The sequence below is a fragment of the Vibrio sp. YMD68 genome (assembly GCF_029958905.1).
Lineage (GTDB): Bacteria > Pseudomonadota > Gammaproteobacteria > Enterobacterales > Vibrionaceae > Vibrio.
The window spans coordinates 706,763-724,358 of record NZ_CP124614.1; the positions used below are offsets into that span (position 1 = coordinate 706,763).

Annotated in this window: 15 protein-coding genes; 13 read left to right on the forward strand and 2 right to left on the reverse strand. The window is 43.9% G+C overall.

Going from position 1 to position 17,596, the window contains the following annotated elements; genetic code table 11:
* Positions 1 to 195 precede the first annotated feature (195 nt).
* The 3 genes from QF117_RS09380 (at position 196) to QF117_RS09390 (ending at position 3,115) form a co-directional block, all read left to right on the forward strand.
* Entirely contained in the window at positions 196 to 1,803 is a 1,608-nt protein-coding gene (locus QF117_RS09380; protein WP_282388660.1) for a sensor histidine kinase, read from the forward strand.
* Positions 1,796 to 2,458, forward strand: coding sequence for a response regulator (locus tag QF117_RS09385; RefSeq protein WP_282388661.1), 663 nt, complete (start codon positions 1,796 to 1,798; stop codon positions 2,456 to 2,458). Before QF117_RS09380 ends, QF117_RS09385 begins: the two co-directional genes overlap by 8 nt.
* Positions 2,459 to 2,884: 426 nt before the next feature.
* The gene (locus QF117_RS09390) at positions 2,885 to 3,115 is read left to right on the forward strand and encodes a zinc ribbon domain-containing protein (RefSeq protein WP_282388662.1); all 231 of its coding nucleotides are present in this window, start codon (positions 2,885 to 2,887) and stop codon (positions 3,113 to 3,115) included.
* Between the two features lie 92 nt (positions 3,116 to 3,207).
* Here the strand turns inward: QF117_RS09390 and xseA are convergent, their stop codons facing one another.
* Entirely contained in the window at positions 3,208 to 4,539 is a 1,332-nt protein-coding gene (xseA, locus tag QF117_RS09395) for an exodeoxyribonuclease VII large subunit (RefSeq protein WP_282388663.1), read from the reverse strand.
* Between the two features lie 209 nt (positions 4,540 to 4,748).
* Here xseA and guaB point away from each other — a divergent pair, with 209 nt between their 5' ends.
* The 3 genes from guaB to QF117_RS09410 all read left to right on the forward strand — a co-directional run bounded on the left by guaB (position 4,749) and on the right by QF117_RS09410 (position 8,685).
* Positions 4,749 to 6,212, forward strand: a complete 1,464-nt coding sequence (gene guaB / locus QF117_RS09400) for an IMP dehydrogenase (protein ID WP_282388664.1) — start codon at positions 4,749 to 4,751, stop codon at positions 6,210 to 6,212.
* 131 nt (positions 6,213 to 6,343) lie between these two features.
* Complete coding sequence (gene guaA / locus QF117_RS09405) at positions 6,344 to 7,897, forward strand: glutamine-hydrolyzing GMP synthase (protein WP_282388665.1); 1,554 nt, start codon at positions 6,344 to 6,346, stop codon at positions 7,895 to 7,897.
* 188 nt (positions 7,898 to 8,085) lie between these two features.
* Positions 8,086 to 8,685 (forward strand): acetate uptake transporter, encoded by a 600-nt coding sequence (locus QF117_RS09410; protein ID WP_282388666.1) that lies wholly within the window; start codon positions 8,086 to 8,088, stop codon positions 8,683 to 8,685.
* Positions 8,686 to 8,819: 134 nt separating this feature from the next.
* Here the strand turns inward: QF117_RS09410 and QF117_RS09415 are convergent, their stop codons facing one another.
* A complete protein-coding gene (locus QF117_RS09415; RefSeq protein ID WP_282388667.1) occupies positions 8,820 to 10,364 on the reverse strand; it encodes an alanine/glycine:cation symporter family protein in 1,545 nt (514 codons plus the stop codon).
* A gap of 405 nt (positions 10,365 to 10,769) precedes the next feature.
* On the opposite strand from QF117_RS09415, the gene QF117_RS09420 reads away from it, so the two are divergent.
* The 7 genes from QF117_RS09420 (at position 10,770) to QF117_RS09450 (ending at position 17,573) form a co-directional block, all read left to right on the forward strand.
* The gene (locus QF117_RS09420; protein ID WP_282388668.1) at positions 10,770 to 11,747 is read left to right on the forward strand and encodes an ion channel; all 978 of its coding nucleotides are present in this window, start codon (positions 10,770 to 10,772) and stop codon (positions 11,745 to 11,747) included.
* 362 nt (positions 11,748 to 12,109) lie between these two features.
* Positions 12,110 to 12,697 carry a VTT domain-containing protein gene (locus QF117_RS09425; RefSeq protein WP_282388669.1) on the forward strand — a complete coding sequence of 196 codons (588 nt, stop codon included), beginning with the start codon at positions 12,110 to 12,112 and terminating at the stop codon, positions 12,695 to 12,697.
* The gene (locus QF117_RS09430) at positions 12,694 to 13,827 is read left to right on the forward strand and encodes a D-alanine--D-alanine ligase (protein WP_282388670.1); all 1,134 of its coding nucleotides are present in this window, start codon (positions 12,694 to 12,696) and stop codon (positions 13,825 to 13,827) included. Before QF117_RS09425 ends, QF117_RS09430 begins: the two co-directional genes overlap by 4 nt.
* A 52-nt stretch (positions 13,828 to 13,879) precedes the next feature.
* A complete protein-coding gene (locus QF117_RS09435) occupies positions 13,880 to 14,419 on the forward strand; it encodes a hypothetical protein (protein WP_282389451.1) in 540 nt (179 codons plus the stop codon).
* A 1-nt stretch (position 14,420) separates the two neighbouring features.
* Positions 14,421 to 15,251 (forward strand): hypothetical protein, encoded by an 831-nt coding sequence (locus QF117_RS09440; protein ID WP_282388671.1) that lies wholly within the window; start codon positions 14,421 to 14,423, stop codon positions 15,249 to 15,251.
* Positions 15,252 to 15,307: 56 nt separating this feature from the next.
* A complete protein-coding gene (locus QF117_RS09445) occupies positions 15,308 to 15,763 on the forward strand; it encodes a YHS domain-containing (seleno)protein (protein ID WP_282388672.1) in 456 nt (151 codons plus the stop codon).
* Between the two features lie 37 nt (positions 15,764 to 15,800).
* Positions 15,801 to 17,573: a lysophospholipid acyltransferase family protein gene (locus tag QF117_RS09450; protein WP_282388673.1), complete on the forward strand. Its 1,773-nt coding sequence runs from the start codon at positions 15,801 to 15,803 to the stop codon at positions 17,571 to 17,573.
* Positions 17,574 to 17,596: the final 23 nt, after the last annotated feature.

The window sequence follows — 17,596 nt, forward strand, 5'->3', positions numbered from 1 at the left end:
GTGTCTATTTTGTTCGTCCAGTAACCTCTTAACCTAGTGCAAAGTACTCATGTAATAAGTGTGAGATAAGGGTAATTAAATGAATAAAAACAATAAACATCATCAGTGAGAGCTTACTCAACTTCGTGGTTAGATCCGCTGAATTTATTGTAAGAAGCTCGTATTCTAGGTTGAGTTATCAGAGGAAGTGAAAACATGGCATCAAGGTTTTTCCCCCGTTCATTTATGGTGCACTCAACCTTATTGTTGTGTGGTGCGCTGATGTTGAGCTCAGTGGGTTGGTGGTTGGTTAGTACTGTTCGTTTAAACCAAGTGCTGGCGGAGCAAGTGGCATTACGCGCTGAAGTTCAGTCTCAACAGCTCGCCCAGTTACCGACGTTGCTCGCCGCTGTTGAACAAAGAGACACTGCTAAGGTCAGTAGTATTGTCGACCGCTTGCAAGTTGAAACGGATGCTGATTTTATTACGGTCAGTGATGCTCAAGGTGTACGACTTGCCCATCCGATAAAAAGTCGAATCGGCTTGCCTGTCGTCGGTGGGGATATTGATCAAGCGTTAACAAAAGGGGTCGCCTATTTGTCCCACGGTGTTGGATCATTGGGGCCTTCTGTTCGTTATATTAGCCCTCTATTTGATCAATCAGGCCAAGTGATAGGAATGATCAAAGTGGGTTACCTTAAGCAGTCAATAGCGGTTCTTAACGAAGCAAACCTTTCTCCGCTACTTCTATTTGCAGGCTTCAGCCTATTGTTTTCAGTCATGGTGGCGTGGCGATTTTCCCGATACGTCCGGGATAAAATGCAATGCTTAGAGCCCTGGCAACTCAATCAAGCTCTTCAAACCCACCAAGGGGTTTTACAAGCGACTCATGAGGGCGTTATGGCTATAAATCCGCAAGGGGAGATCTACCTAGTGAACGATTCTGCCCGTGATTTATTAGGATTGTGTGGTCTAGGTAGTGGCGGTGATAAAACGCCACCATTACGAATTGAGAACCTTTCAGTAGACGCTGAGGTGTTTGCTTTAAAAGGTGAAGATTTTCTTGATCGTATGGTTCGTATAAATGGCCGAAATTTGGTCATGACTCGAGTGACATTAGCCTCAAATGATAAGAAGCAAGTGGGAGCCGTATTCAGTTTAAGAGCCCAAAAAGAGTTACACATTCTTTCTAATAAAATCAGCCAAGTGGACAATTACCTCGAATCAATTCGCGTAACTCGTCATGAATATCAGAATAAAATTTCGACCGTGACAGGGTTGTTGCAATTGGGCCATGTCGATAAGGCTCTCAATGTTTTGCTTGCTCAGGCGAAGGTTGACCAAGCGAATATGGACAGCGTTTCTCCGTTAGAATCTTTGCCACTTATATCCGGTCTGATATTGGCGAACCTAGGTAAAGCTGCTGAAAAAGGCATCCACATTGACCTAACAGGGCTTCAAGGTTGGAACGGTTTGCCAGCGTTAATTGGTGAACAAGGGTTAAGCTCAATTATTGGGAACTTGATCATCAATAGCATTGATGCACTGGAAGAAGCAACAACGGATGGCTGGATACGTATTATAATGTACCAAACAGGAAGTGAAAGAGTGTTATCAGTTTCGAATAATGGACCCGCTATACACGTTAGCCTTGATGTGTTGTGCCAATTGGGTTTTACAACAAAGGGGGACTATAACGAGCATGGCATTGGTATGCATTTGGTCCAGTCTTTAGTGGAAGACGCTGGTGGTTATATAGAGTTAGATAGCGATAAAAACGAAACCATGTTTACCGTTTATTTTCCGGAGAAGGTCGATGTATAAGGTATTAATTCTTGAAGATGATGCCGATATTGCGGCCTTGCATAGTCATTTCATCTCTCGTGATAAACGCTTCCGTGTCTTAGGCTGTATTCCCACCCTTAAACAAGCTAGAGAAGCACTCGCTATTACGGCTGTTGATCTGTTAATTGTTGATAACTATCTTCCAGATGGAGTTGGAGTGGATGTTTTTTCTTCGTTGCAGCAGTTAGACAAATGCCCTGAAGCGATATTGGTGACTGCCGCAAACGATGCTGATACCGTGCAAAAAGCCCTTCGGCACGGTGCTTTCGATTACCTAATCAAGCCACTTGATTATACTCGACTCATGAAAAGTTTAGACAAATTTTGTGAAGTTCAAAAGACGTTAGCGCAAAGTAACCAGTTTGCACAGGGAGATTTAGATCAGTTGTTCCACCATGATTCGAGTGGCTTGAAAAGGTTAGCGACCGATGAGCATACACTAAGACAAATTGTTGACCAGTTTTGTCACTCTCATATTGAGATGAACGTAAGTACAATCGCAGAGATATTTGGAATAAGCAAAAGTACCGCAAGAAGATATCTTGATAAAGCCGTTGAGCAGGGAGATCTTGACGCATTTTTGGCTCATGGGAAAGTGGGTCGACCTACACGAATCTATCGTCGGCCATCGTGACGTTAGGTGTTATCTTTCGAGTCTTTTCCATCGAAAACATGCCAGTATTGAGTTGAAATACAACACTCTGTACTCTCTAATGGATCTTTTTACATAAATCCATATTGGGTGTAAATGCCATTGGTATTTAGATTTATATTTCGTTTTAAATTCAAATGCAGAACATGTAACTTATGCTTTCGGTGTGTGGTTATATAAATGTTCTTAATCAGGCAGATCGCTGATCACGATGGATAAAGCAGATGATCTTATAGAGATCATTTGTCCTCAAAATGATCTCTATAACAGAGGGTTTGACCACGGTGCCACAAAGGTGATGACATTTATATGCTTAGTGAGCCAATCAGACTGAAGTGATGCAGATCATGGTATATTCATCTACGTTCAATATGATCAAATATTACGATTACAAGGTAGGTTAAAAGCATGAGCAACAATAACTGTCCAGAGTGCACCACAGAGTTAGAGTGGGATGGTGCGTATTTATGTGTCCCTTGCGGTGAACATTACAAAAAGATCGGGTATTGTCCTGAATGTGATAAAGAGTTGGAAAAGCTGCAAGCCTGTGGTTCTGCGAGCTACTTTTGTAACTCGTGTAATGAATTAAAGTCGAAATCACGAGTGAAAATCGTGTTTGAAGTGATAAACCCCGTATAGTTTTAGAGGTTAGAGGTTAGAGGTTAGAGGTTAGAGGTTAGAGCTGAGTGACTGAATCTGTGTTTAGGCTAGCCATCTAGCGCAGTAACATGCTATCTGACGATTGACTGTATTTCTCCATCGGCTAGGCGAGTTGTGATTTGATCACCTGTTTTGACTTGCTCACGATGAGTAATGACATTTTCACGACTGTCTTTAGTAATCGAATAGCCACGCAGTAATGTTGCAAGAGGGCTAACCGTATCTAGCTTTTCGGTCATCAAATTAAACTGGTAACGTCGATTGACTAACTGACTTTTCATTGCATCAATGAGTTTTTGTTCTGAGCGAGATAAGTGAGATGCTTGTCGACTCAATTGCATTGCCGGAGAGTGCAGTTGTAATTTATGCGTGAGGTTATTGAGACTGGTTTGGTGATGATTTAAGTATTGCTTTGATGCATGAACTAGACGAGCTTCCAGTTGGTCAATTTGCTGGCTTTGTTGCTGAAACTGGACGCTCGGGTGTTGCTTGTCTAATCGATGAGTGAGCTGTGAAACATTGGCGCTCTGTAACGACATGTAATGACGCATGGCATTAATCAGGTTTCTCTGCTTTGCAGCAAAAGACTGAGATTTATTGCTGTTATCACGACTGACCAGTTCTGCTGCGGCTGAAGGCGTCGGCGCTCGCATGTCAGCGACAAAATCAGCGATAGTGACATCAATCTCGTGACCTACTGCACTGATAATTGGGATCTGGCTGGCTGCGATGGTCCGCGCAACGATCTCATTATTAAAACACCAAAGATCTTCCAGAGAACCACCGCCACGGCCAACGATGAGAACATCGCATTCTTGCCGGCTGTTTGCTCGTCCGATGGCCTGTGCTATCTGGATTGCGGCATCATTACCTTGTACAAGGGTTGGATATACGATCACCGGTAAGCTTGGATCTCGACGTTTTAGTACATCAAGAATATCGAAAAGAGCCGCTCCCGTTTTCGATGTAATGACGCCCACGCACTTAGGGTTTTCTGGCAGCTGAGATTTATTGGTTTGTGCAAATAGCCCTTCTGCGGCGAGCTTCATTTTCAACTCATCAAATTGCTGCTGCAGCTGACCATCGCCTTCTGGCTGCATACTGTCAATAATCAACTGGTAATCGCCGCGAGGTTCATAAAGAGAAAGGCGCGCTTTCACTAATACCTGTTGACCATTTTTAGGTTTAAATGTGACTCGACGGTTGTTCCCTTTAAACATTGCACATTTTACTTGAGCGCGGGAATCTTTAAGCGTGAGGTACCAATGACCAGAGACGGGGGATGAGAAGTTTGAGATTTCGCCGACCAGCCAAACAATACCCATCTGATTTTCAAGCAGTAATCGGACTTCAGAATTAAGGCGAGAGACAGTAAAGATATTTGGGTTGGTCAGAGAGGACACAGCTAAACTCTTGGGCGTGAGTATGGAAGTTAGCGGCAATATAATACATAGCAAGGGGGTAAATGCAAATTAAAGTTAGATAAATGTGTAGCCAAGCGATTGCGCCCTGCGTATAATCCGTCTGCAATATCAAATCCAAATGACTCTGTTATGCGAAACGATAGAGTTGGATTTACTCCCTTTAACACCTTTGTTGTGAGATATTGCAAATGCTACGAATCGCAAAAGAAGCTTTAACGTTTGATGACGTTTTACTCGTCCCTGCACACTCTACTGTTCTTCCGAACACCGCTGATCTTCGCACTCAGTTGACGAAAAACATTTCTTTAAACATCCCAATGATCTCTGCATCGATGGATACTGTTACGGAAGCACGCCTAGCCATTGCCCTCGCGCAAGAAGGTGGCATTGGTTTCATTCATAAGAATATGTCAATCGAGCAGCAGGCTGAAATGGTTCATCAGGTTAAAATTTACGAAGCAGGTGTGGTTTCTCATCCTGTAACGGTAAGCCCTGATGCGACAATCGCTGATGTTGTAGCCCTTACTCAAAAACACGGTTTTGCCGGTTTCCCTGTTGTTACTGAAACAAACGAATTGGTTGGTATTATTACGGGCCGTGATGTTCGTTTTGTTACTGACCTTTCGAAGAAAGTTGATGTAGTAATGACGCCTAAAGCTCGCCTTGCTTCTGTTAAAGAAGGTGCAACTCGTGAAGAAGTTCAAGAGAAAATGCACGAAGCACGCGTTGAAAAAGTGCTTGTCGTCAATGATGACTTCCAACTCACAGGAATGATCACAGCAAAAGATTTTCATAAAGCAGAACGTAAACCAAACGCTTGTAAAGATGAGCGCGGCAGCCTACGTGTCGGTGCAGCTGTTGGTGCTGGCGCGGGTAACGAAGAGCGCGTAGCTGCTCTTGTTGAAGCGGGTGTCGACGTTCTACTTATTGACTCTTCACACGGTCACTCTGAAGGCGTACTTAACCGTATCCGCGAAACTCGCGCTGCCTACCCTGATCTACAAATCATCGGTGGTAACGTAGCAACTGGCGCTGGCGCTCGTGCTCTTATCGAAGCAGGTGTTAGTGCAGTTAAAGTGGGTATCGGCCCGGGTTCAATTTGTACAACTCGTATCGTTACAGGTGTTGGTGTTCCTCAAGTAACAGCCATCGCAGACGCAGCTGAAGTAGCAAACGAATACGGTATTCCAGTAATCGCAGATGGCGGTATCCGCTTCTCGGGTGATATCTGCAAAGCTATCGTTGCTGGCGCATCTTGTGTGATGGTTGGTTCAATGTTCGCTGGTACTGAAGAAGCACCGGGTGAAGTCATTCTTTACAACGGTCGTTCTTACAAGTCTTACCGTGGTATGGGGTCTCTTGGCGCTATGTCGCAAGGTTCTTCTGACCGTTACTTCCAATCTGACAACGCTGCAGACAAGCTTGTTCCAGAAGGTATTGAAGGTCGTATCGCATACAAAGGCCGCTTGAAAGAAATCGTACACCAGCAAATGGGCGGCCTTCGCTCAAGCATGGGCCTAACGGGTTCTGCAACGGTTGAAGACATGCGCACTAAAGCTGAATTTGTTCGTATTTCTGGTGCAGGTATGGCCGAATCTCACGTACATGATGTTCAAATCACAAAAGAAGCACCTAATTACCGTCTAGGTTAATGGCAGGTTCGTTGAGGCTATTTCAGTCATGAAGTAGCCCCACGAAAACGATTGCCTTATCGCTTGAAGACTTAATAAGGGGCGAGTAAACTCGTCTCCGTTTCATTATTTAGCTAATAAGACTACCTCAAATGACTAAAAATATTCATGACCAACGTATTCTAATTCTGGATTTCGGTTCTCAATATACGCAGCTTGTTGCTCGTCGTATTCGTGAAATCGGTGTTTACTGTGAACTTTGGAGCTGGGACGTAGAAGAAGCGGATATTCGTGAATTCAATCCAGACGGTATCATCCTCTCTGGCGGCCCAGAAAGTGTAACGGAAGAGAACTCTCCACGTGCACCTCAGTACGTGTTTGATTCAGGCGTTCCTGTATTTGGTGTCTGTTATGGCATGCAGACCATGGCTGAGCAACTGGGTGGTAAGGTTGCAGGTTCGAATGAGCGTGAATTCGGTTACGCAGCGGTACAAGTGACTGGCGAATCAGCACTTTTCGCTGATCTTGAGACGACTCAAGATGTTTGGATGAGTCACGGTGACAAAGTGGTCGAGATTCCATCTGACTTCGTTAAAATCGCACAAACAGACACTTGTCCATATGCTGCGATGGCAAATGAAGAGAAAAAATACTACGGCGTACAATTTCACCCGGAAGTGACGCACACGAAAAATGGCCTAAAAATGCTAGAAAACTTCGTACTGAATGTATGTGGTTGTGAGCGTTTATGGACATCTGAATCTATTATCGAAGACGCTGTTGCACGTATTAAAGAACAAGTAGGTGACGATGAAGTTATCCTTGGTCTTTCTGGCGGGGTCGACTCTTCAGTAGTTGCGATGCTTGCTCACCGTGCAATCGGCGACAAACTAACATGTGTATTTGTTGATAACGGGCTGCTTCGTTTAAACGAAGGTGAGCAGGTTATGGAGATGTTCGGCAACAAGTTTGGCCTAAACATCATCAAAGTAGACGCTGAACAACGTTTCCTTGACGCTCTGGAAGGCGAAGCTGAACCAGAAGCGAAACGTAAGATCATCGGTCACGTATTCGTAGATATCTTCGATGAAGAGTCTAAGAAACTGAAGAATGCTAAATGGCTTGCTCAGGGTACTATCTACCCAGACGTCATCGAGTCTGCTGCATCTAAGACGGGTAAAGCACACGTAATCAAATCTCACCACAACGTTGGTGGCCTTCCTGATGATATGGAAATGGGCCTTGTTGAGCCTTTACGTGAGCTGTTTAAAGATGAAGTACGTAAGATCGGTCTAGAGCTTGGTCTCCCATACAACATGCTTTACCGCCACCCGTTCCCGGGCCCAGGTCTAGGTGTTCGTGTGCTTGGCGAAGTGAAGAAAGAGTACTGTGATCTACTACGTCGCGCAGATGCTATCTTCATTGAAGAGCTTCACGCTGCTGATCTTTATCACAAAGTATCTCAAGCTTTCACGGTATTCCTACCAGTACGTTCAGTTGGCGTAATGGGCGATGGCCGTAAGTACGATTGGGTTGTATCGCTACGTGCGGTAGAAACCATCGACTTTATGACGGCGCATTGGGCACATCTACCATACGATTTCCTAGGTAAGGTTTCTAACCGTATCATCAATGAAGTCGATGGCATTTCTCGTGTTGTTTACGATATTTCAGGTAAGCCACCTGCGACGATTGAGTGGGAATAGTCTTTCAATAGATTAGGTCTATCAGAATAGGAAAGCCTCGTGATGTTATTGCGAGGTTTTTTTTTGCCTCTATCTTTCTTATGATCGAACTGCAATCTTAGTTTTCGCTAGCGACGTTTCCTTTTTATAACACTCAGGACTAAACTCCGAGTGTAAATTTTATAACTATTTTTTAAAAGGTAAGTGAAATGTCAACGAAACTAGCAAACCCTGCGCCTCTTGGATTAATGGGTTTTGGTATGACAACCATCCTGCTAAACATCCATAATGCGGGATTTTTTCCTATGGATTCAATGATTCTAGCGATGGGAATCTTTTATGGCGGATTGAGCCAAGTTATCGTGGGCATCATGTGCTTTCAACGTGGTGATACGTTTGGAACAACCGCATTTACATCCTATGGGCTATTTTGGCTAAGCCTTGTTGCGATTATTGTTATGCCTTACATAGGGCTACCAGCCAGTCCGGCGCACTTTATGGGGTGGTATCTTGCATTGTGGGGGATCTTTACTGGCTTTATGTTTATCGGATCCTTGTGTTACCCACGAGCCAAACAAGTGGTCTTCGGATCCCTGACTGTTCTATTTGCTTTGTTAGCGATACGAGATTTTACCGGTAGTGATCTAGTTGGAGCCATTGCTGGATTTGAAGGAATCTTCTGTGGAGCAAGCGCGATTTACTTTGCCATGGCACAAGTTATCAATAACGAGTACGGGCGTACCGTATTACCGATTGGTGAAAAACCGCACGCTCAGGTCATTCCAATGACTCAAGAAATTGCGGCTTAAGTCTGGGAATACTCACCTTATACGTTGCAACACAAGGTGATAAAAATAAAAAGGGTTAGCAATATTGCTAACCCTTTTGGTTATTGAACTGAATTTACTTCGCTTTAATTAGTGACGGCTTATTGTCTCTAATCCTAGGTTGATGGTTGTTCAACCGGTTTGGCTTCTTTTTCTTCAGCCTGAGGTTCGTTACCTGTCTTGCGTTTGTACTTCTCTTCCCAGTATGTCGCGCCTTTAATGCCTAGTTTAATAGGGTTAAAGGTGAACTCAGTAACACCACGCTTTTGTTGTTCTTCATAATCTTCCAGTGCTTTTAGTGCAGGTTTTGACATGAAGAAAATAATGATAATACCCACTATATTCAACCAAGCCATCATGCCTACGCCCACGTCACCCATAGCCCAAGCTAAATTAGCTGTTTTCACCGTGCCATAGAAAACAGCGGCAATGATAACCAACTTAAGGACAAACATCAGACCATTGACTTTTACCGTTCTACGGATGTAAGCAATGTTGGTTTCCGCGATGTAGTAGTAAGCCAGAATCGTCGTGAAAGCAAAGAAGAACAGAGCAATCGCGATGAATGGTTTACCCACACCAGGAAGCGCACTTTCAATCGCCATTTGCGTGAACACAGGGCCGTTAGCACTGATGTTTTCTGCTAAGTTTTGTACGATAAACGCGTCAGGACCGCCGTGAACATTATACGCGCCAGTGATCAGAATCATAAACGCGGTAGCAGAACAGACGAGTAGTGTATCGATATAGATAGAGAACGATTGAACTAGGCCTTGTTGAGCAGGGTGATCAACGCTTGCTGCTGCCGCTGCGTGAGGCCCCGTACCTTGACCTGCTTCATTGGAGTAAACGCCACGTTTAACACCCCAGCCGATAGCAGCACCAAAGCCAGCCATTGGAGTGAATGCGTCACCAATGATCATTGCGAAGATGCGTGGCACTTCACCAATGTTCAGAAGAATAATAATGAAAGCCGTAATGATGTACGCAAGTGCCATGAAAGGAACAACCACTTGAGTAAAGTTAGCAATACGCTTAACGCCACCAAAAATAATGAACGCTAGAATGATGCAAACAACGGTACCGGTAAAGATTTTAGCAAAACTGAATGTGCCGATAGCCGTCTCAATCATGTCGCCCGAGCCGAATGCCGCTTCGACTGCATTACCAATACTGTTTGATTGAACGCCAGGAAGTAAAACACCACAAGCGAAGATAGTCATGATCGCAAAGATCCACGCATACCATTTCTGACCCATCGCTTTTTCGATGTAGTAAGCCGGACCACCGCGGAACTGTCCTTCATCTTCTTCTTTGTAAATTTGGGCTAAGGTAGACTCTGTGTAAGCCGTTGCAGCACCAAAGAAGGCAACAACCCACATCCAGAATACGGCCCCAGGGCCACCAAATCCGATAGCAGCGGCAACCCCCGCAATATTACCTGTACCTACTCGACCAGATAAAGACACCGCTAGGGCTTGAAATGATGAGATACCTTTACTTGAGCTTTTTCCTGACAGTAGCAAGCGCCACATTTCAAAAAAGTGACGAACCTGAACAAATCGAGTCAAGATGGAATAGAACAATCCCGCACCAAGACACAAGTAGATAAGCACTGGGCTCCAGATAATTCCATTCAAAAAGTCAACGAACGACTGCATGAGCATTTTCCCTGTTTATGTTGTGATTATTTTTCAGACGATAGATTAACGGTTTTGTAGCGTAATTGTTAATGGTTTTATCTGTTTCAGTTTCTTGATGTGAACGAGTGCACAAAACTGGTTTACATTTGATTTACCGATGAAATCACTATTTAGATGTTAATGTGGTGTTAATTCATTCCTTTGTATAACTTTAAGTGGAGTTATATCTTGGTTGATGGGGTTCTATTGCTGTGGTTTTTAATTCTTAATAAGCGCCTAATTTTAGTTTGTTAATCTAATAAATGGTGTGTTTGTGTTGTTTGAAAGTATTTGGCGTGTTTTGGGAGAGGTTAAAGAAAGAAAAGAATTTTCAATGGCAACTTAATCGCGAGCTCCTACAATTAATTATTGAGGGGTACGACTATGAAATCAGAACAAAGCCAATGCCGTTATCAAAGCCCCGATAACTGGCGTTGTGATCAATCTTGTGGAGAGTCGGAGTTATGTTACTGGCATGATCCAAACGTAGATAAAAGCAATGATAACGTACGTGAAAAGATTGAAAACTGGGCCGCCGAGGGTAAACCTTTGGATGGATTTCAGTTGGCGAGAACAAATTTGGTGGATATCAACCTGGTAAATAGAGGAAACAAAGAAGGCTACAAGTGTCGAGATGTGGATTTTTATCGTGCGGATTTATCGGATGCCCACTTTTTTGGCTTAGATCTAAGAGGGTCTTCAATGATGAAAGCCAAGTTAAACGGTGCAAATCTGCATTGTGCACGATTGGATAACTGCAATTTATTGGGTGCAGACCTGAGCCGGGCCAAACTTGAAAATATAGAGTGGGGAGGTTCGTTAAAACAAGAGATAGATACGCGTTCGGCGATGAAAAAGGGCGATCGAAAGCGAAGCATCTCGTTGTGCCAAGAAGCAGAAGAGGTGTGTCGTAACATTCGAAAGCAGTGTGAAAAACAAGGTTTATTTGAAACCGCGGGAATATTCTTCAAAAAAGAAATGCGTTATCGGCGCTATCAAATGCCATTGATGAGCTTGAATCGTATTATTTCAAAGACCGTTGATGTTTTTTGTGGTTATGGCGAGTCGCCAATAAGAGTCGTTGCCTTTTCATTGGGGCTCATTCTTACCTGTGCGATGGCCTATTTTGTGTTGGATACCACCGCCAGTAATCCGATATATGAAGATATCGAAGGGTGGCGTTTCTATATGTTCGAGTTCTTTAACGCCTTGTATTTTAGTGTGGTCACTTTTACAACCTTAGGATACGGGGACATATCCCCTGTTGGCGTGGCTCGCTTCATTGCTGCATTTGAAGCGTTTATGGGCAGTTTTACCATGGCGTTGTTTGTGGTTGTTTTTGTGAAAAAAATGACGAGATAAAAAGATCGCCAAAATCAGAGAAGCCAATGACATCAGTGGCTTCTCTGATTTCGCCCCTAAATAATATTCAAACTTTCTGCCGTTAACAAACCTTCATCTTTCCCACACATATCCGATTTAGACTGAAATAGAACGTATAAAAAACAGGTGAATTTACAGTCGATGTAAGTTTTTTGTGGATCAAGCGGTCTGCTTAATAGCGAGTCTTGTGTGTCTGAATATGACCTATAACTCTTACGTGTATCACTCAACTGCTTATTACACGATCGTTTATTCACTTGTTAATGACAACGGTCGTTTATTACGTAACGCATGAGTGAATTGGGCTATCGGAATTACTTCGCTGTGGAATGGAGATGTGAATGTCAATGATTACCAACTTACAGACAGAGCTTTTTAGCAGTACGCATTCTGCTTTGTGGATGTTTGCGGGGGTGATATTGCTTTCCTATCTTTTGGAGGATCTCGCGATCGTTTCTGCGGCTAGCTTAGCGATGCAGCAACTGATGTCGCCTTCGTTAGCCTTGCTTGCCATATTTATTGGAATAACAACCGGTGACATTGGGCTTTATTACCTCGGAAAAAGCGGTCGTTATTTTCGTGGGGTACGTTACAAGGCGTTAACTAGCCGACACTTTCGTACATTAAGACGAAAGCTACATCAACGCACTTTTATCAATTTATTTTTCATCCGATTTATTCCGGGAATGAGGACAGTTGGGTTCACTTTAAGTGGCTTTTTTGCCATTCCATTACCTCAGTTTTTGTTGGCGGTGTTAACCGCGAGTAGCGTCTGGACGGTGGCTGTGTTCGGCGTTATCTATTCGCTGGGCAGTGCAGATTGGTTGCAAACCGGGGTTTTCCAATGGCTAACGATTCCTATTGCATTCTTGGTGCTTTTTTCCGTCAACCGAATTCTTAATAAATCACTCTCAAGAGGTTTTTCATGAGCTTGAACAATGGTGTGGTATGCATTGCCAAAAATAAAATCAATGCAGGGATGCCAAAACTCGAGGTAGAGACAACGCGAGCGGTTTCACCGTATGAATTTTTACCCAGTTGGTTTTTTTACACGCCAGTGCTCATTCAAAGCCTGTTGTTAGGAGCGAAACACCGAGATATCGCATTGCCACTTATCGCGAATCCAAGCATTAAATTAAGTGGAATGGTCGGAGAATCAAAACACGATATTCTTTCACTCGCAGGTTCAAAAGCAAGGGAATGGATTTCACGCTATATCCTAGTGACAAAAGGGCATGAATCTGTTTCTCAGCAGTGCACATTAGCGCTGGCCGCCATGAAAAAAAACAATCTGGAATTTCCTATTGTGGCTAAACCGGACTTAGGCTGTCGTGGTGCAGGGGTTCAGTTATTACGTTCACCAGAACATTTGCACGGTTACATAAAAGCGTTCCCCAGCAATGCCCGTTTTCTTCTACAGGAAAAAGCGCCATATCAAGCCGAAGCGGGTGTTTTTTATGTGCGCTACCCTGGTCAAAAACAAGGTGAGATCATCTCTATGACTCTCAAGTATGCCCCCTCAGTGACGGGTGATGGCGTGAGTACCTTAAAGCAGCTTATCGAACAGTGCCCAAGAGCAGGGCAGTTATCTCATCTCTATTTCCCAAGACACCAAGACAAACTCGATTGGGTTCCTGAAAAGTCGGAAGAGTTCCAGTTGGCGTTTGCCGGAAGCCACAGTCGAGGTTCTATTTTTAGGAATGGGAATCACTATATCAGTCCGATGTTAACGAAGAAATTGGACGAGATATTTGACGATTTAGCTGGTTTTCACTTTGGTAGGTTGGACATTAAATTTGAAGATATTGATCAGTTTATGGCCGGTGAAAAATTTACCATTTTGGAAATCAATGGAGCGAGCAGTGAAGCCGCCCACATCTGGGATTGCAACACGCCACTGAAAGAGATTTTTTCTACGTTGCTTAAGCAATACCGAATTTTATTTGCTATTGGTGCCCAACAAAAGTTACTGGGACACAAGTCACCATCTCTCTCTGTTTTACTGAATGCCTGGCGAGAAGAAAAATTATTGACTCAGCACTACCCCAAGACCGACTAAATAACAACGAATTATAGGGATAAATATGCTTGTACTTTCAACTCAGAGCTTAATGCCGGAAAGGGACTGTGATGCAGAAGCTCCCACCATGTCTCCTGTTATATCGGGTGCGATTGAAACCCTAGATCAAGGCCTTCAGTTTCTAACTGGGATCACTGACGCTCAATATGGCTACGATGCTCAGCCTTATCTTTCTAGCTCAATTGGCCAACATTTTCGTCATTGGCTTGATATCTTTCACGCACTTTTTCAAGAGGGTAGTCCTGTGGATTATAACCAAAGAAGAAGAGGGCATGAGGTTGAAACACAACGCCAGATAGCCATAGAAGAGATCCTGTATTTTATTGAAATACTCAAAACGGCAAAGACAAGCGATCTTATTGCCCCCGTCGTCATCTCTACCGAAGTGTCGCTGAAAAAAAGTAAGGTTTGCTTAATGTCGTCAACGTTTGAACGTGAGTTAACCTTTGCGGCCTTACACGCCAACCATCATTTCGCAATGGCAAAAGTGGTGACCACTCTTTTGGCCATCGAAACGAGTGATGATTTTGGTTTGGCACCGGCTACCGCCACATTTATTCGGGGGCAATAGTATGTGTTCTGTTTCTTGGTTGGTGGATGAGCATGGCTACCAGATATTTTTTAACCGTGATGAACAAAAAAGCCGTGCTCTTGCATTGCCGCCTAGACAAATCACCGTCGACGGAACCGATGTGATCATGCCGATTGATCCTGTTGGAAGTGGTAGCTGGATCAGCTTGAATGAGTTTGGGTTGTCACTTTGCTTACTAAATAACTATCAAGGCCCGGCAAATCACTCTCAGGGTCTGGTAAATAACGATCAAGGTTCAGTAAACAACGAGCAAGGTGTGATGCCTTCGGCGATAAACGAGAAGAAAGAGACGTTAATGAGCCGAGGACTACTGCTTAAGCACCTGTCTAGTTACTCCGAAGTCGAGAAAGTAGAGCAAGCTTTTAGGCAATGGGATCTTCATCGTTTTGCGCCTTTTACATTACTGGCTTTTTCTCCGTCGCTCAAAACGGATAACCCTTACGTTACGGCCTTGGAATGGGATGGTCAGAAGCGGCTTATTCATTTAACTGACTGCCCGCTATTTTCATCAAGCGTTGATTTAGAAGCCGTGACCGCTTATCGGTTAGAACAGTTTTCTAAATTGACCGCTAAAGATAAAAGCGTTCAGACCTTATTAGAATTTCATACCCATCATCATCCGGAACATTTGCACCGCTCAACCTGTATGCATCGAGAAGATGCCCAAACGGTGAGTTTTACCTATTTAAATGTGTCTAAAAATCGCCAATACATGTCCTATGTTGCTGGTTCTCCATGTGACCAATTGTCGGAACAAACGCTAAAGCAACATCAATATGATCTTCGTCTTAACCGCCGCTTGGCTTCTTGAGTGACAACCACGCTCACTAGAATGCCAATAAAATTGAAAAGGAATTAAGTGTCAATATGAAAACATTCATTAACGTCAACATCATCTCAGCATTATTGCTGCTATTCGTGAGTTCTTTTAGCTACGCAAGCGATGAAGTGTATACCGGTTTTTTTAACAACAAAGCACTCAGTGGCTACGACAGTGTTGCGTACTTTACAGAGAACGCGCCTGTCAAAGGTCTCGCTGAATTTAAAACGGAGTACAAAGAGGCAGATTGGTATTTTTCGTCTCAAGAAAATCTGCAGGCGTTTATTGCCAACCCTGAAAAATATGCCCCTCAATACGGAGGGTATTGCGCCTGGGCGATTTCTGAAAAGAACGATTTTGCCCCCGGCGATCCAGAGCAATGGTCCTTGGTGGATGGAAAGCTTTATCTCAATTACAACGAAGATATCAAGAATAAATGGGAGTCTGACCGCACTCAGCATATTACTCAAGCAAACCAAAATTGGCCCTCGTTAATCCAATAATTCGATTGAATTACGCCAAATACACAAGGTGATCACCATGATAGATAGTCCTTTTCGTTTGCCAAGATATACCCCTTTTGGGATTGGAGAGTCCGTGGTTGAATGGGCGACGGGTTTATCGAAACTTGATAGCTTGTATCAGCAAAGGCCCAAGACGCGGACAAGTTTCGAGTTTATGAATTACACGCTTAACGCGCTCAATATTCAATATCATGTAGAACAAGGCATTGTGGAGAGCATCCCTAAATCAGGGGCGGCGGTCATTGTGGCTAATCATCCTTTAGGGGCACTTGAGGGCGTTATTTTGGCGGATTTAATGGGCGCCGTTCGTAAAGACGTCAAAGTGTTAGCGAATCAACTTCTGAAACGTCTTCCTGAGATCAACGAGCTGTTTATTGGTATCGATGTGTTTAATGGAAAATCATCGCAGCGAACCAATGCCAATGCGATTCGCGAAGCACATCGTCATTTATCGGAAGGAGGTGTTCTCATTGTTTTCCCTGCTGGCGAAGTCTCTACCTATCAAGAGGGGAGCGATTCTTTGTTGGATATAGAGTGGAGTCAATCGGTTGCGAAATTTATTAAGCGCAGTCAGGCTACAACGGTGCCGATTTTTATCAATGGTAAAAACAGCGCCTTGTTTTATCAAGCTGGGCGAATTCATCCGTTGCTGAGAACCGCAATGCTAGGGCGAGAGCTGCTCAATAAAAAAGCGTCAAGCATCGCTATTTCCATAGGCAGTGCTATTCCATTTTCTGAACTTAAGGGCTTTGAACAAGACAAGGACATTGTTCATTATTTAAGGCTGAATACCTATCTGATGAGCCAACATTCAGCGGCAACTCCAAAAGAGCATTTGGTTCAGGGTTCCCCGTCCGTGTTTCAGACGCCGATCATTGCCCCGTTACCTCAGGATCAACTGCATTTAGAAACCTCTTCATTGCCACCCTCGACCCTACTGTTTGCGCAAGGCGATTATAAAGTCTATTGCGCGCCAACTCAGGCGATTCCAACCGTTATGCAAGAAATCGGTCGAATACGAGAAGAGAGCTTTCGTGCGGTTGGCGAAGGCAGTGGCTTAGCCTGCGATGTCGATGAATACGACCTGCATTACTATCAATTGTTTGTTTGGAATGAAAAGGAACGAGAAATCGTTGGATCCTATCGAATGGGATTGGTCGATGAGCTTGTTGAGAAGCATGGATTAGACGCGCTCTACTCGCGAAGCCTTTTTCAATATGATCAGAGCTTTATTGATTCACTGGGTAAGAGTCTTGAATTGGGCCGCTCTGTCGTGGCGAAAAAATATCAACGTAATCTGAGCTCGTTATTGATGCTTTGGAAAGGCATCGCTGCTTTTGTTCAGCGTCATCCACAGTACACTCATTTATTTGGCCCTGTCAGTATCAGCAGCGACTATAGCCATGTCGCGCGGCAATTAATGGCAGCGACGTTATCTATTCATCATTACGATCAAGAGAAAGCCACTCTGGTAAAAGCTTCTACACCACTTCGATCCAGTGGCGCTGTCTTCTGGCAGGCGAATTTGTTGTCATCATTAGCGAGTGTCTCGTTATTGTCTAAAGTGTTGGCTCGTATGGAAAAAGGTAAAGGCCTTCCTGTATTACTTCGGCAGTATTTAGGCATGAATGGGAAGCTGGTTTGTTTTAATGTCGACCCTGCATTCAATGACGCACTTGATGGTCTGATTGTCGTGAATCTAAAAGCGGTTCCTTTGAAAACCTTAGCCAAATACATGGGAAGAGCAGAAGCCGAGACTTACTTAGGATTAACACACAGAGCCCCTTAATCAGGAGTAGACGCTGGTGAGGG